This is a genomic window from Flavobacteriales bacterium, from assembly GCA_013001705.1.
Taxonomy (GTDB): Bacteria; Bacteroidota; Bacteroidia; order Flavobacteriales_D; family JABDKJ01; genus JABDLZ01.
The window spans coordinates 1-22,971 of the sequence record JABDLZ010000310.1; the positions used below are offsets into that span (position 1 = coordinate 1).

The window sequence follows — 22,971 nt, forward strand, 5'->3', positions numbered from 1 at the left end:
AGACCCAGTGAGGTATTCGGGGGAGGCAAAGAAGAAGGGATCGAATCATTGATCAGAGACGTTCTTCAAAAACGGCTGGTCGTATATCCAGGAGGAGTAGAGGCTCCACTGTGCCCTATCCATGTCAATGATCTAGTGGATCAAATGGAAGAGATCATCCTTCAGGAAAGCCCCTCAGATATGATGATACTAAGAGGACCCCAGTGTATGGGCTTTAAGGAGATCGTTCAGACCATTTCTGATGCTGCGGGTGTCCGGCCCATGTGCGTGTCTATCCCTAGATGGATGATGAGAATGGCAGCCATGCTGGCGAAGTGGTTTCCGGGAGTCCTTCCCTTCACAGCCGATCAAGTGGCCAGACTGTATGCTCCTAAGCCGGTAGGAACCATTGATCGTTCGGATATGATTGGCCTGGTCGAGTATGTAAGGGAGTTGAAAGGTCAGAATTGATCGATCAGCTCGTCCACCGCTTAGGATTCCTTATGAGCGTCAGACCTACCCGGTCAACCAAATAGAAGAGCCCGATGCAGAGGAGTGGATACAACGTAAATAGGTATCTATTCTCCAAGGTCGCTGGTGTGAATGGCAGAATAAGAGGCAAGGCTATACAATGGAAGAGAGCGAGTATGCAGAAGTTCCTGACCATGGAGTCCTTGCTTTGCATGCAGAGCAGGATAAGCCCAATGTAGCCCAATAGAAAAACGGCATAGTAGCTCAGCGAAGCGTAGATCTTGAGCGCCTTCTGGAAGAGATTCATCTGGTTGAAGGAGGGAAGTAGAACATAGCTGCTGCCCGAGGTGAACACTCTGCGTTTCACATTGCGGAGTGGATTGATGACATGATACGTGAATGGACGAGCCGATCTGACCTGACTCCTGTATCGATCTGCTATGGAGATGATCTCCTCTTCCAATAAGGCACTCCGTTCTGGATCATAATCCGTTTTGAAATCCATATAGACATTCCGAAGCATCTCCAGTGAATCCCTATCGAACTCCACACCTTCGAACCATTTTTCAGGCATTTGAAATGCACGGGCATCTTCTTCAGAGCTGGCCCGGAACCATTGGGCCAATCCCGGCTCGAAATAGGCGGTCTCTATATCCAGACTGGAAGCCAGAGCTCGCGTGGCCAGCCAAGCCTTGGAATAGGGTTTCCCGTAGGACTCGTGCATAGGGGTCTCGAGTGGTATGAAGCGCCCAAAGGCCTCGTAATTCCTGCCGATCCACAATCCCTCAATGATCAAGAATGGCAAACAGAAAAGGAAGGCAGGTCTCAAACTCCTCATGAATGTCTTACGGTCCTTGAATCCCTTGATCAAGAGGATGATACCTATCGGTACCAAGAGATACCCGAGAAAAGGGCGCAGGAAGATCGCCCAGGTAAAGAAGAATCCAGCCCAAGGGAGTCGGCTCCATTTCTTATCCCTCCAATAGCTGAACAAGTGATAGATGGCCAGGATGAACAAAGCCACGCTTGGTGATTCAGTAATCGTAGAGAAGTCATATCTCAAGAAATACAGACTGGTACCATAGAAAAGGAAGACCATCCAGAAGATCCGCCTAGATCGGGTCAGGCGATAGGCAAGAAGAGCCAAGAAGTAGATGCTGATCGCAGTGAGAACTACCTGCAGAATGATCAGAATGCGCAGGGCAGTCATCTGATCGAATACCGTGCGCAGTAGGTAATAGGGAGCGGCATACCCCGGCATCCGTCCAGCATAGGGATGGATATTTCCCCAACTATAGGTGCCAATTTCGAAGTAATTATCGACCGGTAAGAGGAAATAGCCATAATCCACTTCTTTGAGAACGATGGTGTCGATCATCCGGTCAGAGAAGTGCTCATGCCCTTGTGCAAGGAAATAGCCCAGTATAGGAAGGCGGATGATCAGGATGAGAGCGATCAATAGCACCGGGTGATCGGCAGGTGCCTTCAGTATATCCAATGGTCGCTTGCGCATGGTCGACAAATGTATTCACTTCATGTCGCGGCCGATGAGGATGATCGCACGATGATTTGTCAGACCGGAGTAAGGGTCTACTTTTGCATGGCTTGAATCAAGCTGTTGCCCGGGTGGTGGAATTGGTAGACACGATGGACTTAAAATCCATTGAGCAGTAATGTTCGTGCGGGTTCAAGTCCCGCCCCGGGTACTCTTTCTGATGCAGACACACCGCTCTTCATACATAACTACTCGATAGAACGTTGAAGGTCCACACCGACATAGATTCTATCAAAGGGATCTCGCGTCCCATACTCACCATAGGTACTTTCGATGGCGTACATCGAGGACATAGGGTCATTATCGACCGACTCAATGGGATCGCTCAAGAGGAGCAAGGAGAGTCCGTCCTTCTGACTTTTCATCCGCACCCGCGTAGCGTAGTCAGTGAAGTGGGCGCGATAGAGCTACTGACCACCATGGAAGAACGTCTGCAATTATTGGAGGCTGCTGGTCTGGATCATGTCATCGTCTACCCCTTCACTCATGAATTCTCCCGTATCTCGGCCTTGGCCTATGTGCGTGATATTCTGGTCAACCGCATCGATCTGCATTATGCCGTAGTGGGATATGACCACCATTTCGGAAGGAACAGGGAAGGGGATATCCATCTGTTACATGAATTGGCCGAGGTATACGGATTCCAAGTAGAAGAGATCAGCGCACAGACCATAGAAGAGGTGAAAGTGAGTAGCACCAAAGTGCGCTCAGCTCTGCGTGAAGGACGGCTGGATGATGTGAAGAAATATCTAGGCTATGACTATATGCTCACTGGTACGGTGGTCAAGGGAGATGGCAGAGGCAAGGGTATGGGATTCCCTACGGCCAATATCCTACCTAATGATCCCAATAAGTTGATCCCAGCACAAGGCGTATATGCCATCAAGGCACTGATAGAGGACCAAGTGCGTACAGGTATGATGAATATCGGCACGCGACCCACTTTCAGCTCAGGGCAGGATGAGGTGCATATCGAGGCACATCTATTCGATCTGGATACCGACCTCTATGGGAAAGAGATGCGCATCGATTTCCTCGCACGCATACGAGGGGAAAAGCGATTCTCAGGAAAAGAAGAGTTGCAAGATCAATTGCAGCAGGACAAGGCCGAAGTCCTAGGACTGCTCAAGGATCACTGAATCCGCAGGCGACAGTACACAGGCAGATGATCGGAAGGGTACTCGCCCTCATGATCTATATCCAACACTTCGTAAGAGTTGGCGGGGATATCAAAGCTCAGGAAGATATAATCCACCCGCTCGCCTGAGTGGTCTTTGCGTTTCACCCAACCGGGTTGGGTCGCTTCCATGTCAGAAATGCTCACCAAACTATTTTCTTCAGAGTCCTTTGCCCATTCACTGATGGATCGGATAATAGCAGACTCCGGACTGTGTGCCATATCTGCCAGTAGCATAAAAGTCTCTCCATCGACCAATTCCGTGATGATATCCTTCAATCGTTCGGTGATAGCGAATTTGTCATGACCAGCATCCAGGTCGATGCGGGTGTTCAGGACATAGAGCTCCTTCTCACTGGCCATATGTCTCAATTTGACCCAATTCAAGAACTGCATCTGATTATCCGAGGCCTGACCTGATTCCGTCTTCTCGATAGCTTCTCCTATCAGAAAGGTCCCTTCATCCACGGATTCGTAGATCGATCTGGAATAGAGGATAGGACACATATCGGTCCCCATGACCAGACTCTGTGAAGTAGGGGCATACGAGGCGTAATCCTTCAATTTCTCTTCCAGCCACTCTGTTTGGCCTAGAGTAGCACCTTGAAGACCAAGTATCTCCGGTGAGCGGCTGTGTATCACTTGAGCAACCATGGCCTTTCTCTCATCCCATGGTCGTGCTTGCTCCGAACTGCTCTCCAAATGGATATTGTAGGTCATCACACTGGTCATCACCCGGACAGGCGACTCAGGAAGTGAGGCGGCAATCAAAAGCATAAAAAGGGCTGGAATCCCTAGAATTCTGTAAAGCATTGGTGGTCGGTTTTTTTGTGTTCGTCTATGTGTTTTGGTCGTTGGTCTACGAAATTAACAATTTTCTGTTGATAAGTCCAGAAGACTGTTCGACTCTTAGAACCCATCACTTTTTCATTCAAAGGGCCTCTATCTGACTCTGTGCGTGCAGTTTAACTCGACATCTCTTTTATCCTTCTGGCAGATAAGCTAAACTTGCAGCCTTATTGAAGAGCGCATGGATATTGCCAAGAAATACGACCCGAGTCAGGCAGAAGACAAGTGGTACACCTACTGGATGGAGAACGGGTATTTCCGTTCGGTCCCAGATGAAAGAGAGGCATATACGGTGGTCATCCCACCGCCCAATGTCACCGGAGTGCTGCACATGGGACACATGCTCAACAATACCATTCAGGATGTGCTGGTGCGTAGAGCGCGCATGCTCGGGTACAATGCATGCTGGGTGCCAGGTACTGACCATGCTTCTATAGCCACTGAGGCCAAAGTAGTGCGTAAGCTCAGAGAAGAGGGCATCAAGAAATCGGACCTGAGCAGGGATGAATTCATGGAGCATGCCTGGGAGTGGACCCATAAGCACGGTGGGATCATCCTAGAGCAACTGAAGAAATTAGGTGCCAGCTGTGATTGGGATCGTACCACATTCACCATGGATGAGGATTATTCGGAGAGTGTCATCGATACCTTCATCGACCTTTTTCAGAAAGGAAAGATCTATCGAGGTGAACGTATGATCAACTGGGACCCCGCGGCAAAGACCGCCTTAAGTGATGAAGAGGTCATCCACAAGGAAGTCTCTTCCAAACTCTATCATGTCCGGTACAAGGTCGCAGGCACGCAGGATGAGTGGCTGACCATTGCTACCACCCGACCGGAGACTATTCTCGGTGATACGGCCATCTGCATCCATCCCAAGGATGAGCGCTATACACATCTGCACGGCAAGAAGGCTATTGTACCTCTGGTGGAGCGGGAGGTGCCTATTATTTTGGACGATTATGTCGATATGGAATTCGGGACAGGATGTCTCAAAGTCACTCCTGCACATGATGTGAATGACTATGATCTAGGGAAGAAACATGACCTGGAGGTCATCGATATCATGCATCCGGATGGTACGATGAGTGATGCTGCTCAACTATATATAGGTGAGGATCGATTCAAGGTGCGTAAACTGATCTCCAAGGACCTGGAAGAGAAGGGTCACTTGATCCAGATAGAGGACTATCAGAACAAGGTGGGCTACTCCGAACGCACTGATGTGGTCATCGAACCTCGATTGAGCTTGCAATGGTGGGTAGATATGAAAGCCATCTCCAAACCGGCACGGGACGCGGTCATCGATGGGGATGTGCGCTTCGTTCCAGAGAAATTCGTGAATACCTACCGCCACTGGATGGATAATATCAAGGACTGGTGCATCAGTCGTCAGCTCTGGTGGGGGCACCGGATCCCCGCATACTATTATGGGGAGGGCGATGATGATTTTGTGGTTGCCAAGACGTTTGATGAAGCGCTAGACAAGGCCAAAGAGAAGAGTGGCAATGCTTCATTGACCTCTAATGACCTGAAGCAGGAAGAGGATGTGTTGGATACCTGGTTCAGTTCCTGGCTGTGGCCTATATCCGTTTTCAATGGATTCTATTCCCGCGAAGAGGTCGATTACTACTACCCGACCAATGACTTGGTCACGGCTCCTGAGATCATGTTCTTCTGGGTAGCGCGTATGATCATAGCCGGATACGAGTACCGAGGGGAAAAACCGTTCGAGAATGTCTATTACACAGGAATCGTACGTGACAAACAAGGTCGAAAGATGAGTAAGTCCCTCGGCAATTCGCCCGATCCGATCGAGCTCATGGAAGAGTACGGTGCCGATGGAGTGCGTGTAGGAATGCTTCTGACCTCACCTGCCGGTAACGATCTTCCTTTCGATGTCAAACTCTGTGAGCAGGGAAGGAATTTCGCCAATAAGATCTGGAACAGCATGCGCCTGATCAAAGGCTGGGAAACTGCCGAACAGGCGAGTACGGAAATGGATCAAGTGGCCATCGATTGGATGCGGAGCCGGCTCGCACAGGTCATCGATGAGCAGGAGCAAGGCTATGCCGATTTCCGCATCAGCGAGGTACTCATGAGTACCTATAAGCTCATCTGGGATGACTTCTGCTCTTGGTATCTGGAGATGATCAAGCCACCATTCGGTAGCCCTATAAGCAAGTCTACTTACGGGGCCACTCTCGATGTCTTGGAGGATATCCTGAAGATGCTGCACCCTTTCATGCCCTTCTTGAGTGAAGAAGTATGGCACACCATCCGAGAGCGCAATGGTAAGGATGACGCGCTCATCGTGGCTCCATGGCCTACTCCTGCTCAGAAAGATGAGCGACTGCTCAAGGAATTCCACCGCTTCAGCGAAGTGGTCAGTGCGGTGAGGAACATCCGTAAAGAGAACAATCTCTCTTTCAAAGAAGAACTTGAAATGTCCATCAAGGAGAACGAGGCCAGAGATACTTCATTCGATGATTTGATCAAGAAACTCTGCAATCTGAGCTCGATAGGCACCGTGGATGAGAAAGTATCTCGTGCTTATGGATTCCTGGTGGGTTCCAACGAGTACTTCATACCGATGACCGGTGAGATCGATATAGAGGAAGAGACTACCAAATTGAAAGAGGAATTGGACTACACAAAGGGCTTCTTGAATTCGGTACAGAAGAAATTAGCCAATGAGCGTTTTGTCAGCGGTGCTCCTGAACAGGTAGTGGCTAATGAACGTAGGAAGGAGGCTGATGCGCTGGCCAAGATCAAGATCCTAGAAGAGAAGTTGGATTCATTGGTCAATTAAGGGATTGAAAACCGGCATCTGTACCGAGCGATGTTAGACCCGAAAAAGAAAAGCGAGCTAAAGGATCTGATCCTATCCACCATCGAAGAGGTGAAGGAAGAGATCAAGGAGTTGAAAGAACTCACAAAACCTATTGCCCCTGAGAATGCGATCGGGAGGGTCAGTCGCATGGATGCCATCAACAATAAGAGCATCAATGAAGCGGCATTGCGTCAGACCGAGGTCAAGCTCCGTAAACTGGAGACCGCCTTGGAAAAGGTGGGCGAAGAGTTCTTCGGTCTGTGCGGAGCCTGCGGTCAGGAAATCCCGGTGGGCAGACTGATGTTGATGCCAGAGAGTGTGTTCTGTGTGCAGTGTGCTGAGCGGAGAAGGTGATGTACACCTCCTTATGCTATTCTGAGTCAGCTCCTAGCCTGAATGTCTCCTGAAGCATTCCCAATCTATACAGATCAAAATGTAGGAGTGAGGAGCTCCCTTCGGCCAATGACCTCCTGATCATGGGACTTAGCACACGGAAGAGTGGCCCGAGAATGAACCGCAATGGAGCACTTTTCCTATAGATGCGCAGGAGACGCACATCTGCAAAGAGTTCTTCAGCATATGAAGTATTCTTGACGATGAAGTGCAGATTAGACAGGGCTTTATCAGTATGCATCAAGAAGACATCGTTCTCTTCCAGATGATCATTGAGAATGGGATTATCTATATGGAGAATGTCGACTCCTCGCCTCCTTAATTCGATACCCATCAGCGTATCCTCATGTCCGTAGTCGGTCAGGCGCTCATCAAAGGGAATGGCCGCAAGAACGGATTTGAGAATCACGAAATTGTTGGTCATGAACCCTTGATGCGGATGCGTATTCCGTTGAGCTGCCGATCGAGATTCCCGCTTTCTTCCATAGGTCCATCGAAGTCTCTGAGCAGTAGGAGGTTCCTGCTGCGGATATAGCCTTCCTCCACAGATGACCTTATCCGGATGCGACCGGATGGAGTCAATATAATGCTTCAAGAAATCATCCCGGCAGACCAGTCCATCGCAATCCAGGAATAGGAGATGCCCATGGGATGCATGTTCTAAGAATCGGTTCCGGATACGCGCCCTACCGATATTCTCGTCCAGTTGGATATAGTTTATCTCACTATGGATCTGCCGGTTCTTCTGCCGTATCTCAGTATCGGAGGCATCATCGATCAAGATTATCTCTACCTCGACTTCTAGCGACCGGCTTTGCTGGAGTAGGTCATCGACCAAGGTCTGAATCGGTCTTTGAAATACGGGTATACAGATGGACAGCATCGGTGGTCTGGGCGGTTGATCAGCTTAGTACGGTGATTCTTATAATTCGAAAGTCGACCCTTATTTCCGTTCGATCTTCACATCTCCCGATTTGGTCTTGAACCGGTCCGAAGCGATGACTTTCCCATCCCTATATTCCTCTGTCATACGCGGTTCCCCATTCTCATCGTAGTGCACCAATCTCCCGTGGAGTTGATCGTCCTTGAAATTCCGTTCGGTATAGATGGTCCCATCTTCATACCATCCCAACCACCTTCCGGTCTTCTTGCCCATGTCGTAGTGATATTGATAGCGTAGAATCCCGTTCTCATAGTACTCCTTGTATTCCCCGTGTTCTTTCTCATCTATCACCGTACCTTCTTTGAACATATTTCCATTGGGGTGCCAGGTGCGCCATAATCCCTGCTTCACGCCATTCACATAACTGCGCATGGCCATCGGAGTCCCATCTTTCTTTATGAAATATGCCTCACCGGTATAGGGCTCATCATCCAAGGTAAATACACCATCTACAGGCCTGAGGTCTGAGAATTGTACAGTGTCCTCAGGAACTTGAGCACTGAGCGTGCCAGTCAGGATCAGAAATAGGAAAGCGGTCCAGATACTTCGCATGGCTTCGGTGATCGTTGATTTTTCAATGAAGTTAAACACAAAGAACGGTCCAAGATGCAGTAATCTTGCACACGACCATGAGGTTTGGGGCGATCGACATAGGAACGAATGCGGTGAGGTTGATCATCAAAGAGGTCCATGAATTCGAGGGAAGCTTCCGCTCTTTCAAGATCTGTTATACCCGCGTACCCATTCGTCTAGGGGCAGATGTGTTTTCTTCTGGTGCGATAAGTCGTACCAAGCAGAACCAGTTACTGCAAACCTTGCAGGCCTTCAAACTCCTTATGGAAGTGCAAGGAGTCATCGAATATAGAGCGTGCAGCACTTCAGCTATGCGAGAAGCGGAGAATGGATCAGAAGTGGTGCAATATATCCGGTCCGAATCCAACGTTAATCTCGAGATACTCAGTGGAGAAGATGAAGCAGAGGCCCTGATGGCCAATTTCCGAACACAGAATCTGGATCCCGAGCAACTGTATCTCTTCATAGATGTAGGAGGAGGGAGCACCGAGTTCAGCCTGATCCGTAATGGGGAGCGAATTCTTGCCCGTTCATTCAAGATAGGTACGGTCAGAGAGCTCTATGGCAAGGTCGACCCCGATGAATGGACCCGACTGAAGGAATTTGCGTCCAAGATCAAGCAGATGGACGAGAAGGTCATAGGCATAGGCACGGGAGGGAATATCAACCGGATCTATAAAGAATCAGGTAAGACCCAACTGAGTAACATCTCTCCTCAAGAGATCCTCAAGGTGAAACACTGGCTCTTGGATCACAGCTATGAGGAACGTATACACAAGCTGAAACTCAAACCTGACCGGGCCGATGTGATCATCCCTGCGGCTGATATCTATCTGGACTCCATGCTATTTGCCGGAGTGGAGGAGATGATCGTACCGCGATTGGGTCTTTCCGATGGACTCATCCTGCGCATGTTCAATGATATGCGCCAGTCGGCTTGAGATCTCAGAGAATCTCTCTCAACTCCCGTAGTTCTTCGATGACATAAGTGGGACGTATGTCCTGCGCCTTCTGATACGGATTGAAGAATACCTGATCCATCCCGAAGTGTTGTGCTCCTTTGATATCGGCTTCGAGATTATCCCCGATCATGATGGACACATCCGGAGTGGTGGTCGCCTCTTGCATGGCCCTTCTGAAGATCCGCTCGTGAGGTTTCCGCTGTCCTACCATCTCAGAAGTGATCACCTTGGAGAAGAAGGGTAATAGACCCGACTGTTCGAGTTTGATGTGCTGCACTTCTTCAAATCCATTGGTGATGATGTGCATCTGATAGCCCTTCTCACGTAGATACTCCAATGTCTCGATGGCATAGGGAAAGAGTGCCGTCTGATACGGGCTGCGTTTGACATATTGGTCGGCCAAGGTCCAGGAGAGGGCCTCATCATCGAATCCGAATCGGATAAGCGCATCACGGAAACGACCGATACGCAACACCTTCTTGGTCACTCTACCCGCTCTATATTGCTGCCAGTAGTTGTCATTGACCTCCACATAGGTCTGATGAAAACGATCGAAATCTGTGGATAGCGGATTCAGATAGTCATTGAACAACTCTTGGAGAGCGCTCCGGGAATTGGTGTCGAAATCCCAGAGGGTGTGATCCAGGTCGAAGAAAAGGTCTCTATATCTATCCACTGAATAAGTTTCTGATCAGCCAAGAGACCGATGTGAGCATGAAGGTCCATACGGTGAATGCCAGCATCATGGAAGGGATAGCTCTGGCAGGTTCTCGAAAGAATTTAGCGGTCACCAATCCTGCAATGGGCACGGAGATGATACCTGCGATGACACCCATTCCCCGTATCCCGTATTTCATCTTGATACGGATGATGCGTCTATTCAATCGGGTGAATCGCCTAGCAGGTCGTTTGCGCATGCGATTCAGATTGCCGAAGATGAGGTCACCAAAAAAATAGAATGCACTGAATCCGATGGATGATGAGATCGACACCAAGACAAAGGTGGTCGTCCAGCTATAGCCAGCAGCGATCATAGTACTCGGAGTGATAACGAACTTGATCACTGCGAGTAGGAACCATGCTAGATATTCGTACAGTTCGCTATCCATCACTGCTTGGCCCCATAGGCCAGATCTCCTGCGTCACCCAATCCGGGAACGATGTAGGACATGTCATTGAGTTCAGGGTCGATGGCTCCGCAATGTATGGTGGTGTTGTCTGGAAGATGTTTTTGAATGGTGCGTATGCCTACATTGCTTGCGATAGCGCAGGCTACATGCACTTTGGAAGGTGTACCTCTTTCAATCAATGCCTCATATGCAAGTATCAAAGAGGTGCCTGTGGCCAACATGGGATCACAGAGGATCAATTCCTTGCCTTCTAGATCCGGGCATGCGATATATTCTACCTCCACTTCGATCTCATCAGAATTCCCATGGGGTTTGCGGTAGGCGGATACAAAGGCATTCTCAGCACGATCGAAATAATTCAACATGCCCTGATGGATGGTAAGCCCTGCGCGCAATATCGACACGATCACGGGCTGATTCTTCATGAGCATCTGGTCGATCTTCCCTAAAGGTGTGGTGACATTCTGCGGGTCGTAGTCCATCAATTTGGAGATCTCGTAACCCATTACTTCTCCTATGCGCTCTAGATTCCTTCTGAATCGAAGTGGGTCCTTCTGGACATCCACATCCCTGATCTCGGCAATGAAATGATTGCATACCGAACGTTCTAGACTGAGATCTCTGAGCATAGGGAATTCTTTGTGTCAAAGATATCTCTACCCAGAGAACCTCATATCAGGTTTTCGATGGCAGATTCGAAGTCGGGATAGGAAAAATCGAATCCAGCTTTATGCAAGGCTCCGGGCACGACATGGCTACTCTCCAATATCAGACTGGGCTCTATGCCCATGATGTACGCGCCTAACTTTATTCCAAAAGCAGGAGCGGGCAGGCCGAATGGCATGCCTATAGCCTTTCTCAGCTTACGCATCATGTCTGCGTTGGTCAGCGGACCTGGAGCGGCCAGATTGAAGATGCCGGAGAGCCCTTCATGGTCCATGATAAATTTCACCGCCCTACAGAGATCCTGGTAGTGGATCCAACTGACCATCTGCTTTCCGCTACCTTGTCTACCTCCCAGTCCTAAGCGTGTGATACGTAGGATAGGAGGGAGGAATCCATCCTCAGCATTGAGTACTGGGGTGATACGTAAGATGACCTGACGGGTGCCTTCTCGCTGGAATTTCAAAGCTGCTTCTTCCCAGGCCACGCTCAGTTGAGATTTGAATCCCTCACCGATCTCTTTCACCGTTTCATCATTGGCTTGCGCTGGCCCAGTGGCCGGATAGATGGCCGCACCTGAGGCATTGAACCAAATATGTGGTGGTCGCTCGGCCAATTGTATCGCTGTTCCTATAGTCGTGGTCGTATCGACCCGTGAATCATATAGCGCCTTCTTATTTGATTCGGTAAAGCGGGATTGGATGGATTTTCCTGCCAAATTGATCACCACATCAGCACCATCCAGTTCACGACTCCATGCACCTTGTTCCTTCCCGTCCCATTTCACCTTTCTAAAGCCATCCCCACTGCCTGCCGATCGACTGAGTACTACGATGTCTGAAAAACGTTCCTTGAGATGCTGGATGAGGAACTGTCCGATCGTTCCTGTTCCTCCTGCGATTACGAGTTTGTCCATGCTTGTTCGGTCTGTCTAAGAGAGTGAATTGTATCTAGGTTCGCTGTACAGCCTCTTCAGCCGAAAAGTGCGCTCTCGAGCACACTGCGCCATCCCACCCATTCCCCTTGACGGGCTGCAGAGTGATTGTGCCATAAGACGACCAAGGTACCGTTGACTGCTTGTACGCTTTCTCTCAATTGTAGAACTCGCTCTGTGGCGCTTTCCCTATCCAATCCCATGTAATCCTTCAAGCTGGAATCCATGATGTGTGTAGGCACTACATAAAGTGGAGTGGACTCTTCGCTGAGAAGGTCATACCAGCGGAAGGCTGTGCAGGTTCCTGCTCTGAACCCAATATGATCGGCATAGCCCATCGAATAATCCTCCTCGATCCCTTGACGGATCAATCTGCGGTAGGTCTCAGGAAGTTCCACCTTCAGGTAATGCTGTCTGCTGCGGGTTGTCTTCTGACCGGTGATCTTCTCCAAACGGCCGATCTCTTTCTTCAGGATGCGCTCTTTTTCGTGAGACCGCATACTGGGATGGATGCCTACATCGCTCCATGAGGAGATGTCTTGGATAAGAGTCCTCAAAATAGGCTGTCGGTGCGATAGATTCTTATCCAATGGACCGTAGTTGCCTAGCAAGAAGAAGTGCTTGCACTTGGACCCCGATTGGGCACAGATGCGCTGCTGATAGGAGTAGCTGTCGAAGTTATCGGCTTGCTCACCGTTCAGGACCCTTCTGCGTTCTTTCCATCGTTCCCATTTCAGGGTGAAGAGGTCCTTGAGCGAGCTTCTCCATCTGCGCCAGAATCCTCTTCCCCTATAGCAATAGGCGACATCTATATCAAAGGTGGGAAGCACTTCGAACTCGCGTTGAATAGGTGGCAGACTGGCGAACCGATGACGCAAGGCCTGGTACAATTGGATGACCCATTCATCTACCACGGGCCGTTCGATCAGGCCCGCTTTGAATAGCAATGAATCAGATGCTTTTGCCCTGCCGTACCTGTCCCGGTCGGGATGAAGGTATTCTTCATAGCGCGTAAGCAGGAAGAAGCTGGCAGCCAGGATGTCCTGATCCACTAGGTCGGAGTCTACAGGGAAGAGCTTGCCTGCATCATCGAATGATTGCCCGATGGACCGCACCCCCTGCTCAAACAACAAGGAGTGAGGGCGGATATAAGGTATCCCATCGATTGTCTCGTGAGAATAGTTCAGTGCCGAAGTACCCTGTAGGCCCGATCGATCCGAGGTGAGGATAACGGGACAGTCCAATAAATCCTCGAACAGGACCTTTGCGATATAGCTCAATCGCGGGCTGATATTATCCGAGTAAATGGTCAGCATGACAGATTCTTTGAGAGAATGTGACAGATCTCCTCTGCGCTCTTTCCGTTTCCGTATAAAGGTGGGTAATCAAAACTTTGCTGGCAAAGGTCTATCGCTCCTCGGATGATCCGATCCGGCTCATTTCCTACCAGAAGGGAATTTCCATTGTCTACCAGTTCGGTCCATTCCGTCTCTTCACGTAAGACCACACATGGCCTTTTAGAGAAGAAGGCTTCCTTCTGCACTCCTCCAGAATCAGTGATGACCATTCTGCATCTACTTTCCAAAGCGATCATCTCCAGAAAACCCACAGGAGGAATCAGTCTCAAAGAGTTCGAGCCTCCATGGCGATCGAGCAGATTGGCATGCTTTTTCAAACGTGGATGTACCGGTAGAATGACCGGGGCGAGTTCTGTGCCTATCCTTTCCAATGCACCCAGTATGCCGGTAAGCACTTCAGGGTCATCGGCATTGACCGGTCGGTGACAGGTAGCAAGTATGAATTCTTCAGGAAGATCGTCCAGTCCTGGAATGGATGAAAGGTCGATGGGCTGTTCCGTAAAGTGCAGATGGTTGTCGTACATGATATCACCGGTCATGAAGATTCCCGGTGATTCCAAGCTAGGCCTTTCATCGTGAGCCACCAGACCTTCCTGTTGGAGGTGTTGTACTGCTGTTGGAGTAGGGCAGAACAGGAAAGAAGATAGATGGTCACTTGCGATGCGATTGCATTCTTCAGGCATGCTCCGATCGAATGAGCGAAGGCCGGCTTCTACGTGTATGACCGGGATTCCTAGGGAGTAGGCTGCGAGAGCAGCTCCCAGTGTGCTGTTGGTATCCCCATATACCATGACTGCATCAGGTACTATGTCCTTGAATGCGGATTCGCATCCCTTGATCATCTCGGAGGTCTGTGTGGCATGGCTTCCACTCCCTGTATCGAGTTGGATCTGTGGAGAGGTCAGACCTAGCTCTGTGTAGAATACAGAGGACATCTCCCTGTGATAGTGTTGACCGGTATGCAGTGTGCTCAATTCCAATCGATCAGCATAGTTTGTGTGTACTGCCCGCTCGATAGCTGCACTCTTGATGATCTGGGGTCGCGCCCCTACCACTTGCATCACATGGGGTCTCTTACTCATTACATGAGGCCTTCATCGGCAAAGCTGTAGAAGCCCTGGGTGCTGATGATCAGGTGGTCGAGTACGCTTATATCCAGCAGTTTTCCAGCCGACCTGACCTGCTCGGTCAGAGCGATGTCCTGCTTGCTCGGACTGAGATTACCCGAAGGGTGGTTATGTGCCAGAATAATGGCCGAGGCTCTTTTGTCCAGAGCGGTCTTGAAGATGATCTTGGGGTCGACCACGGTGCCGGCCACACCTCCAGCGCTTATCTTCTCCCGATGGGTGACCTTGTTGTTTCGATTGAGAATGAGCATCAGGAATTCCTCGTGATGAAGATCGTCTATCTCAGGTGCGATGAGTTCATAGGCGTCCTTGCTGGAGCGTATCTGAGGCCGTTCTTCGGAGTGTTCTGCCCGCCTCCTTCTTCCCAGCTCGAGAGCCGCGATGATGGTGATGGCCTTGGCTTCCCCTATGCCTTTGTAGCGCATGAGTTCTTCGACATTGAGTCTACCTAGGTCATTGAGGCTATGGCCACTCCCCGCCAGTATCTGTTTGGAAAGGTCGACTGCGCTCAGCTCCTTGGTGCCTGAGCCTATGAGTATGGCAATCAATTCGGCATCGCTCAGTGCGGCTCTTCCTTTGAGAAGGAGCTTTTCCCTCGGGCGGTCATCCTCGGCCCAAGTGGTGATAGGGGCATGATCCTGCATGGGCTAAATATAGCTGAGGTGAAACAAAAAACCCTGCTCGTTCTGAGCAGGGTCTCTTTATCTTGATTTCTTGATATATCAGCCCAATGAAGCTACGTGCTTGGCCAATTTGGATTTGAGATTGGCAGCCTTGTTCTTATGGATGATATTGCGTTTTACCAATCCATCGATCAGGCTTGCGACCTCCGGGAATTTCTTCTCACCCTCTTTCTTGTCGGTCAGTTCACGTAGGTCTCTGACAGCATTACGCATGGTCTTGTGGTAATACTTGTTACGCACACGTCTCTTCTCAGAGGACCTGATACGTTTCATTGCTGACTTGATATTCGCCATGTTGTCTTATCTTAAGTAGCCCGTAGGGGAATCGAACCCCTGTTGCCAGGATGAAAACCTGGAGTCCTAACCACTAGACGAACGGGCCATTTTTATAAATGGAGTGCAAATCTAAAACATTTTGTACTTGGAACAATAGACACCACCAAAAAATCAGGACCTGATCTCATCCTCCCTTTCAGCCGAGAATTGGAAGCCGAAGCGCTTGCCGGTCTTGATAGCGTGGGTCTTGCCTATCTGATTCACTTCTCTGACCGAGGTCGTGTTGACTTGGTTGTATGGAGGTACCAGTAGGTCGAAATCCAAACTGTAGAGCAAGGCCGATTCCAAGACCCGCTTCCAGGTCTCTGCGTCCAATGTGTTATTGACGAAGTCATTGTAGAGGTATCCCAACTGTCTTCGCCCTTCTACCAGATAGTGGTCCTCTGAATTGACGAAGACCCTCCCGATCATATATCCTATGTCGTTGACACGGTTGAGTCTGAAAGAGTCAGCTAAGAAATTGTAGATGTGGATGATGCCGCAATAAGCGCGGTCATTATTCTCTTTGACATAGCTCGTATTCCACACATGATGACCCTGAGGGAATTGAAAGACATTGGAGTGCATGTAGAAGATAAGGGTATCCCCCGCCATGGTGAGTCTGCTCTCGAAGCGAGTCACTTCCTCGAATTTGATCTCTAAGCGCTTATCGAAAGAGTGCACTTTTTCATCCAATTCTGTGGCAAATGCTGCGAGTACCTTATTAAGCGACTCGAATTGCTCAACAGTGTTCTCGTAGACATTGCGCTTAAGACAGGATCGCTCCTTGATGGTCTCTATGAGAAGGTCTTTGTTCTCTCCAGGCATGATCAATAGGATTTGGCAAACAAGACTCGCTGTTCTGATGGTTTTCCAGAGTAGATACAAGTCCCTGCTTCTAAAGGATTATCCAATGGGATGTTGCGGATGGTGGCCTTGGTCTCCTCTTTGATCTTCTGCTCGGTCTCTGCGGTTCCGTCCCAATGGGCATAGACCAATCCGCCTTTTGTATCTAAGATATCCTTGAACTCATCATAGGAATCTGCAGTACGAGTATTCTCGTCCATGAATTTCTTGGCTCGGTCGAAGAGGTTATTCTGTATGTCCTCTAGGAGTTGAGGAATGTGCTCACCGAGCTCGGCCATTGCAATGGTCTCTTTGGATTTGGTATCCCGCCTAGCAACTTCTACGGTGCCATTCTCCAGATCCCGAGGACCGATGGCCAATCGCACAGGGATACCCTTCAGCTCATATTCTGCAAATTTCCATCCGGGTTTCTTGGTATCTGCATTATCGAATCGGACGCTGATCCCTTGCTCCTTGAGGGCAGGAAGGATCTGTTCATTGACGGCAGCGCTGATGGAGGACAGTTGTTCCTCTCCCTTGTAGATCGGGACGATCACGACCTGTAATGGTGCGAGTTTCGGAGGAATGACCAGTCCGGCATCATCCGAATGACTCATGATCAAAGCTCCCATCAAGCGGGTGCTGACCCCCCAAGAAGTGGCCCAAACATAATCCTGTACTCCTTCCTTATTGGCAAAACGCACATCGAAAGCTTTGGCAAAATTCTGTCCGAGAAAGTGGGAGGTACCTGCCTGGAGCGCTTTACCATCCTGCATCAGAGCTTCGATAGAGTAGGTATCCACAGCTCCTGCAAATCGCTCGCTTTCGGTCTTGACCCCTTTGATCACAGGCACGGCCATGTAATTCTCGGCAAAGTCAGAATAGACATCCAGCATCTGCCGAGTTTCTTGCACGGCCTCTTCTGCGGTGGCATGAGCTGTATGACCTTCTTGCCAGAGGAACTCAGCCGTACGTAAGAAGAGCCGGGTACGCATCTCCCATCGTACGACATTGGCCCATTGGTTGATCAGCAAGGGGAGGTCGCGATAGGATTGGATCCAGCCTTTGTAGGTATTCCAGATGATGGTCTCTGAGGTCGGGCGAATGATGAGTTCCTCTTCCAAGCGCGCCTCGGGGTCCACGATAACACCTGAGCCATCTGGGTCATTCTTCAGGCGGTAGTGGGTGACTACCGCACATTCCTTGGCAAATCCTTCCACATGGTCGGCTTCTTTGCTCAGGTAGGATTTGGGAATGAATAGCGGGAAATAGGCATTCTGATGACCTGTAGCCTTGAACATATCATCCAAGGTGCGTTGCATCTTCTCCCATATCCCATAACCATGGGGTTTGATGACCATGCATCCACGTACATCGGAGTGTTCGGCCAGGTCGGCCTTTACTACCAATTCATTGTACCAATCCGAGTAATTCTCTGCTCTGCTCGTAAGTCCTTTAGCCATGGGACAGCATCGTAATTTATAGACCGCTCATAATCCGCTGGGAATCAAGGCTCGACTCCTTGGATATGGTACGGATTTTGCTGATAATTCAAGAGTGTGGCCAAAAGTAGCTAAATTTAAAACGGACGTTTTCAGGATCGACACTATCCTCATCATGTCCTTTAATATCTGAATCGATGAGAAATATCTTTCATACCCTGACTATAATGTCCCTCGCGGTAATCCTTGTGGGTTGTGCGGGTTCGCAAGAGCTGAGTTCCTATGACGATGTCTATTACTCGCCTGGCGATGAGGAATTGGTGGCCACGGTAGATGATGCGTATATCGATTCAGAAGTGACCGACCCCGTGGATACGGAGTATGAAGAAGACTATTACGACCCTGAGTCGATCGAAGAGTATCGCACGCGTGACCAAGTGGTCAATAACTACTACTTCGATGACTACTACTATTCCAATCGAATGAGGAGATTCAGTCCTCGGGCCAATTTCGGTTTCGGATACTACGATCCATTTCTTACATACAATTATTGGAACGCCTATGACCCATTCTTTTGGGGGCCAAGACCATGGAGACCTTATGGATTCAGTCCAGGTTGGGGATTCGGTTGGAACAACAATTTCGGTTGGTCGGCCGGCTTCAACTACGGTTGGGGAGGCTACGGATTCTATGATCCTTTCTACTCTTATGGCGGATGGGGTTATAATCCCTACGGGCTGTATGGGAATGCCTATTGCCCTTCCTACGGAGGATTCGGCTACGGTGATGGACTTTATTCTAGCACTCCTATCTATCGAGGACAATACAATTCCATCGGTTCGTTCACATCACGTGCGACCAACTCATTGGGCAGAGGAGTCAAGTCAGAAGTAGCGACCGGTGGAATGCAGGACCTCAGACCCACTGCTCAGCCTACTGATGCCAACACACAAACACGTCCCGTAGTACAAGGAACACGTCCCGTTGATCAAGGGTCACGTCCTGTAGAACAAGGAACCCGTCCTGTGCAGAACGATTGGCAGAAGCCACGAGTAGCAGGAACATCACCGGCTCAACGACCGGTCGATAGGGAGGTGCGACCTTCAAGCACTCGACCTGCAACCAATACAAGCAGACCCGCTACGACCCAAGGTCAGGACTACTACGCACCTAGGCCAACACGAACGGATTTCTCAAGCCCTGACAGGGATACACGTCCAGTCCGGGATAATGGGCAGTACAAGCCTTCTCGAGAAGTGCGACCGTCTCCAACACCTCGACAGAGAGAGATATCGCGACCTTCCAGACCCAATTCGAACTCTACGATCCAACGGAATACATCACGGACTTCTACACCGCGATCGACCGTACGGTCCAGTAGTCCTTCACGATCGACCGGGAGCAGCATCAAACGCAGTTCCACCACCACCAAACCTCCAGCGTCAACAAGAGGAAGCCGTTCAGGAGGTAGACGATGATCAGAGAATTGAATCATTTATGGGCTGCGCTGAGCATAGCATGGCTGAGTTTCGCATGTGTCTCGATCCAGGCACAGAGCGAGTCAGATGTAATGCTTTATAGTTCTCATGATATCTATGGAAGTGCCAGATTCAGTGCAATGGGAAGTTCCTTCGGTGCGCTCGGTGGGGACATCTCTACCATGTCGACCAATCCGGCTGGATTGGGGCTTTTCAGAAGCGGTGAATTCACCTTGACCCCGGCTCTGATCACATCAAACACGAACTCATCTTACTACGGGAATGAAATAGAAGAAAGCGACATAGACTTTGCTTTCACCAATTTGGGCTATGCTCAAGTCTATGAATTGGACCATGATAAATGGAAATATGCGCAGTTCGGATTTGCATTCAATCGGCTGAAGGATTTCCATGCAGATAGGACCTTGAATGGGCGACAAGATGAGAGCTCCTTGCTCGACCTGATCGCTGGTGAAGCTCTAGGGGTGGACACCAATGATATCATCAGCTATGATCCATTCTATATCGCACCAGCATATTTCACCTTTTTGATAGACCCCTATGTCGATTCCGATGGGTTCTTCTATGAAGATGTCATCCCGGATGGAACACGACTGGACCAGGATATTTCGATATCTCAGCGCGGACGGATGTCAGAGACCGTCTTCGGTGGGGCCGCCAACTACGATGATCGCTTATATATCGGTTTTTCCATGGCCTTTCAGCGGGCCATACGAGATGAACTGATGCTCTTCAGAGAGACCGTGGTGGATACCGGTATGACCGAATTGGATTTCTACGAATTCGATCAGGACTTGGAAGTCAGAGGGGATGGGGTCAACATCAAATTGGGCGCCATCTATCGAGCCACCGACAACATCCGTATAGGAGGTTCTTATACCTCCCCGACCTGGTTCTCTTTCAGTAATACCTGGTCTACTTCCTGGTATTCTAGATTCGACAACGGGGATACCTATGCCGAATCTTCTTTTGCCATAGGCTTGAATCAATATAGATTCAGGTCACCTAGCCGATTAACAGCCAGTCTCGGACTGATCATCGCTAAGCAAGCGGCACTGAACATAGAATATGAATACCTGGATTTCAGTGGGGCGAAATTCAGTCGTGCGGCAGGTACCGATCTGGATTTCAGTGTCGAGAACAATGAGATTGCCAGACAATATGTGCCTGTAGGCAATCTCAGAATAGGAGGGGAGTGGAGATACAAGACCATTAGTCTTCGTGGTGGTTTCGCCTATTATCCCAGCCCATTTGAAGAAGGCCTGACCATCAGCAGTGCTGATAGATATCAGTATTCTACCGGCTTGGGATACCGTAAGGACCGCTTCAATCTAGACCTCGCCTATCGCATTTCTCGCAGTGTCTCGGATTATTATCCCTACGATCCCGATATCATCGCTGCGGCTGAGATAGAGGATGAGGTACACGCCCTCATGCTCACTTTGGGATTCAGATTCTGATCACATCTGCTCAGGTACCCTCACTCCTAATAGGCGCATTCCGCTCGATATGACTCTGGCTACGGTTTCCAGTATCGCTATCCGTGTTTGCACCACTGATGGAGCATCGTCATCGGATAGGATAGGGACGCTTTGGTAGTAGTGATTGAAGGTCTTGACCAGATCGTAGATATAGTTTGCGATCAGAGCAGGGCTGTATTGTTCGGCTGCCTCTTCAATGATCGAGGGATATCCATTCAACACAACGATGATATCCCGCTCTTTTTCATGTAAGGGATGACCGGTCTCTACCGCAGCCTGACCCTTGTAACGTCTTAGAATACTCTTGATGCGGGCATGGGTGTACTGGATGAACGGAGCAGTATTGCCCGTGAAATCGATGGATTCTTCAGGGTTGAACATCATCCGTTTACGGGGATCCACCTTCAACAGGAAGTACTTCAATGCACCCAGACCTATCGATTCGAAGAGATCCTGGCTTTCATCTTCATCGATTCCATCCAATTTGCCTAGTTCTTCTGTAGTGGCCCGTGCCGTCTCTACCATCTCTTCCATCAGGTCATCGGCATCTACTACGGTGCCCTCACGGGTCTTCATCTTGCCTTGCGGGAGCTCTACCATCCCATAGCTCAGGTGGTGACAGTTCTTGGCCCAAGAATATCCTAGCTTATCCAGAATGAGGAATAGGACTTTGAAATGGTACTCCTGCTCGTTTCCTACAGTATATATCTGAGCGGCAAGCCCGGGATTTTCTTCAAATCGCATGATGGCCGTACCGATATCCTGCGTCATATATACAGTCGTGCCGTCCGATCGTTGAAGGATCTTGCGGTCGAGTCCTTCATCGGTGAGGTCTACCCATATGGACCCATCGGGGTCTTGGCTGAAGATGCCTTTCTCAACTCCTTCTAATACGACCTTGCGGCCCAACAGGTAGGTCTCCGATTCATAGTAGTTCTTATCGAATGAGACACCCATGCGATCATAGGTGGCTTTCCATCCGGTATAGACCCATTCATTCATCCTATTCCACAATGCGCGCGTCTCAGGATCTTTCTCCTCCCATTGGCGCAATAGCTCTCGGACGGCCAGCATACTTGGAGCTTGCTTTTTGGCCTCCTCTTCACTCATTCCTTCTTCTACCAAAGAGGCTAGCTCAGCCTTATACTTCTTATCGAAATCCACGTAGTATTTGCCGACCAGGAGGTCGCCTTTTATCCCGCTGCTCTCCGGAGTGAGCTTGTCCTCACTCACTGACCAACTATACATCGATTTGCAGATGTGTATACCTCGATCGTTGATGATCTGCACTTTCTTGACGGGATGACCATGTGCTTTGAGGATCTCTGATACCGACCAGCCCAAGAAATTATTTCTCAGATGTCCGAGATGGAGAGGTTTGTTGGTGTTGGGTGAGGAGTACTCCACCATGAGCAGATCTTTGGAATCCGGCTCGGCCATTCCATATCGCTCCTGATCGTGCATGTCTTTCAATCGGGCGACCCAGAAAGCATGACTCAGTTCCAGATTGAGGAAACCCTTGACCACATTATAATCCGCTACGATATCGCTCGATTCCTTCAGGTGCTGACCGATGTCTTCCCCTATCTGTTCGGGGGATTTCTTCAGGGCTTTGGTGAGGGGGAAGGTGACCAGGGTCATCTCACCCTTGAAATCCTTGCGGGTCTTCTGCCACTGAATATTCCATGATTGCTCACCAGCTGATCCATCGAGATAAGACCGGACTTCTTGGTCCAATTCCTTTGCTACATCCATTTG

General features: G+C 49.6%; 22 protein-coding genes and 2 tRNA genes. 8 read left to right on the forward strand and 16 right to left on the reverse strand.

The window, feature by feature from the left end; translation table 11 throughout:
- The coding region (locus HKN79_12445) for a hypothetical protein (protein ID NNC84377.1) at positions 1 to 450 on the forward strand (450 nt) is incomplete at its 5' end.
- 4 nt (positions 451 to 454) lie between these two features.
- Here the strand turns inward: HKN79_12445 and HKN79_12450 are convergent.
- Positions 455 to 1,963 (reverse strand): hypothetical protein, encoded by a 1,509-nt coding sequence (locus tag HKN79_12450; GenBank protein NNC84378.1) that lies wholly within the window; start codon positions 1,961 to 1,963, stop codon positions 455 to 457.
- A gap of 107 nt (positions 1,964 to 2,070) precedes the next feature.
- On the opposite strand from HKN79_12450, the gene HKN79_12455 reads away from it, so the two are divergent.
- Positions 2,071 to 2,156: transfer RNA gene (locus HKN79_12455), tRNA-Leu, on the forward strand.
- A gap of 52 nt (positions 2,157 to 2,208) precedes the next feature.
- On the forward strand, positions 2,209 to 3,144 hold the full coding sequence (locus tag HKN79_12460) for a bifunctional riboflavin kinase/FAD synthetase (protein NNC84379.1): 936 nt from the start codon (positions 2,209 to 2,211) through the stop codon (positions 3,142 to 3,144).
- Here HKN79_12460 and HKN79_12465 read toward each other — a convergent pair.
- Complete coding sequence (locus HKN79_12465; protein NNC84380.1) at positions 3,138 to 3,959, reverse strand: hypothetical protein; 822 nt, start codon at positions 3,957 to 3,959, stop codon at positions 3,138 to 3,140. The two genes, HKN79_12460 and HKN79_12465, sit on opposite strands and share 7 nt — an antisense overlap.
- A 253-nt stretch (positions 3,960 to 4,212) precedes the next feature.
- Between HKN79_12465 and HKN79_12470 the strand changes: the two genes are divergently transcribed.
- On the forward strand, positions 4,213 to 6,843 hold the full coding sequence (locus HKN79_12470) for a valine--tRNA ligase (GenBank protein NNC84381.1): 2,631 nt from the start codon (positions 4,213 to 4,215) through the stop codon (positions 6,841 to 6,843).
- 30 nt (positions 6,844 to 6,873) lie between these two features.
- Positions 6,874 to 7,218, forward strand: coding sequence for a hypothetical protein (locus tag HKN79_12475; GenBank protein ID NNC84382.1), 345 nt, complete (start codon positions 6,874 to 6,876; stop codon positions 7,216 to 7,218).
- A gap of 16 nt (positions 7,219 to 7,234) precedes the next feature.
- On the opposite strand, the gene HKN79_12480 is transcribed toward HKN79_12475, so the two are convergent.
- Together HKN79_12480 and HKN79_12485 are read right to left on the reverse strand one after the other, a co-directional pair.
- Entirely contained in the window at positions 7,235 to 8,140 is a 906-nt protein-coding gene (locus HKN79_12480; GenBank protein NNC84383.1) for a glycosyltransferase family 2 protein, read from the reverse strand.
- A gap of 60 nt (positions 8,141 to 8,200) precedes the next feature.
- A complete protein-coding gene (locus HKN79_12485) occupies positions 8,201 to 8,752 on the reverse strand; it encodes a toxin-antitoxin system YwqK family antitoxin (protein NNC84384.1) in 552 nt (183 codons plus the stop codon).
- Between the two features lie 77 nt (positions 8,753 to 8,829).
- Between HKN79_12485 and HKN79_12490 the strand changes: the two genes are divergently transcribed.
- On the forward strand, positions 8,830 to 9,714 hold the full coding sequence (locus HKN79_12490; GenBank protein ID NNC84385.1) for an exopolyphosphatase: 885 nt from the start codon (positions 8,830 to 8,832) through the stop codon (positions 9,712 to 9,714).
- Between the two features lie 4 nt (positions 9,715 to 9,718).
- Here the strand turns inward: HKN79_12490 and HKN79_12495 are convergent, their stop codons facing one another.
- From HKN79_12495 to HKN79_12545, 11 genes are all read right to left on the reverse strand, one after another.
- Complete coding sequence (locus HKN79_12495; GenBank protein NNC84386.1) at positions 9,719 to 10,411, reverse strand: noncanonical pyrimidine nucleotidase, YjjG family; 693 nt, start codon at positions 10,409 to 10,411, stop codon at positions 9,719 to 9,721.
- A complete protein-coding gene (locus tag HKN79_12500; GenBank protein NNC84387.1) occupies positions 10,404 to 10,844 on the reverse strand; it encodes a hypothetical protein in 441 nt (146 codons plus the stop codon). Before HKN79_12500 ends, HKN79_12495 begins: the two co-directional genes overlap by 8 nt.
- Positions 10,844 to 11,494 carry a uracil phosphoribosyltransferase gene (gene upp / locus HKN79_12505; GenBank protein NNC84388.1) on the reverse strand — a complete coding sequence of 217 codons (651 nt, stop codon included), beginning with the start codon at positions 11,492 to 11,494 and terminating at the stop codon, positions 10,844 to 10,846. Before upp ends, HKN79_12500 begins: the two co-directional genes overlap by 1 nt.
- 41 nt (positions 11,495 to 11,535) lie before the next feature.
- The gene (locus HKN79_12510) at positions 11,536 to 12,444 is read right to left on the reverse strand and encodes a TIGR01777 family protein (protein NNC84389.1); all 909 of its coding nucleotides are present in this window, start codon (positions 12,442 to 12,444) and stop codon (positions 11,536 to 11,538) included.
- Positions 12,445 to 12,500: 56 nt separating this feature from the next.
- Positions 12,501 to 13,778: a hypothetical protein gene (locus HKN79_12515; GenBank protein ID NNC84390.1), complete on the reverse strand. Its 1,278-nt coding sequence runs from the start codon at positions 13,776 to 13,778 to the stop codon at positions 12,501 to 12,503.
- On the reverse strand, positions 13,772 to 14,902 hold the full coding sequence (gene wecB / locus HKN79_12520) for a UDP-N-acetylglucosamine 2-epimerase (non-hydrolyzing) (protein ID NNC84391.1): 1,131 nt from the start codon (positions 14,900 to 14,902) through the stop codon (positions 13,772 to 13,774). The genes HKN79_12515 and wecB overlap by 7 nt, the downstream gene beginning before the upstream one ends.
- Positions 14,902 to 15,591 carry a DNA repair protein RadC gene (radC, locus tag HKN79_12525; protein ID NNC84392.1) on the reverse strand — a complete coding sequence of 230 codons (690 nt, stop codon included), beginning with the start codon at positions 15,589 to 15,591 and terminating at the stop codon, positions 14,902 to 14,904. The genes wecB and radC overlap by 1 nt, the downstream gene beginning before the upstream one ends.
- Before the next feature lie 78 nt (positions 15,592 to 15,669).
- On the reverse strand, positions 15,670 to 15,924 hold the full coding sequence (locus tag HKN79_12530) for a 30S ribosomal protein S20 (GenBank protein ID NNC84393.1): 255 nt from the start codon (positions 15,922 to 15,924) through the stop codon (positions 15,670 to 15,672).
- 16 nt (positions 15,925 to 15,940) lie between these two features.
- A tRNA-Glu gene (locus HKN79_12535) sits at positions 15,941 to 16,012 on the reverse strand.
- Positions 16,013 to 16,077: 65 nt separating this feature from the next.
- Positions 16,078 to 16,773: a hypothetical protein gene (locus HKN79_12540; protein ID NNC84394.1), complete on the reverse strand. Its 696-nt coding sequence runs from the start codon at positions 16,771 to 16,773 to the stop codon at positions 16,078 to 16,080.
- A gap of 2 nt (positions 16,774 to 16,775) precedes the next feature.
- A complete protein-coding gene (locus HKN79_12545; protein NNC84395.1) occupies positions 16,776 to 18,254 on the reverse strand; it encodes a proline--tRNA ligase in 1,479 nt (492 codons plus the stop codon).
- Between the two features lie 206 nt (positions 18,255 to 18,460).
- Here HKN79_12545 and HKN79_12550 point away from each other — a divergent pair, with 206 nt between their 5' ends.
- Positions 18,461 to 19,711: a hypothetical protein gene (locus tag HKN79_12550; protein ID NNC84396.1), complete on the forward strand. Its 1,251-nt coding sequence runs from the start codon at positions 18,461 to 18,463 to the stop codon at positions 19,709 to 19,711.
- Entirely contained in the window at positions 19,708 to 21,192 is a 1,485-nt protein-coding gene (locus HKN79_12555) for a hypothetical protein (GenBank protein ID NNC84397.1), read from the forward strand. Before HKN79_12550 ends, HKN79_12555 begins: the two co-directional genes overlap by 4 nt.
- On the opposite strand, the gene HKN79_12560 is transcribed toward HKN79_12555, so the two are convergent.
- Positions 21,193 to 22,968 (reverse strand): arginine--tRNA ligase, encoded by a 1,776-nt coding sequence (locus HKN79_12560; GenBank protein NNC84398.1) that lies wholly within the window; start codon positions 22,966 to 22,968, stop codon positions 21,193 to 21,195.
- Between the last annotated feature and the right edge of the window lie 3 nt (positions 22,969 to 22,971).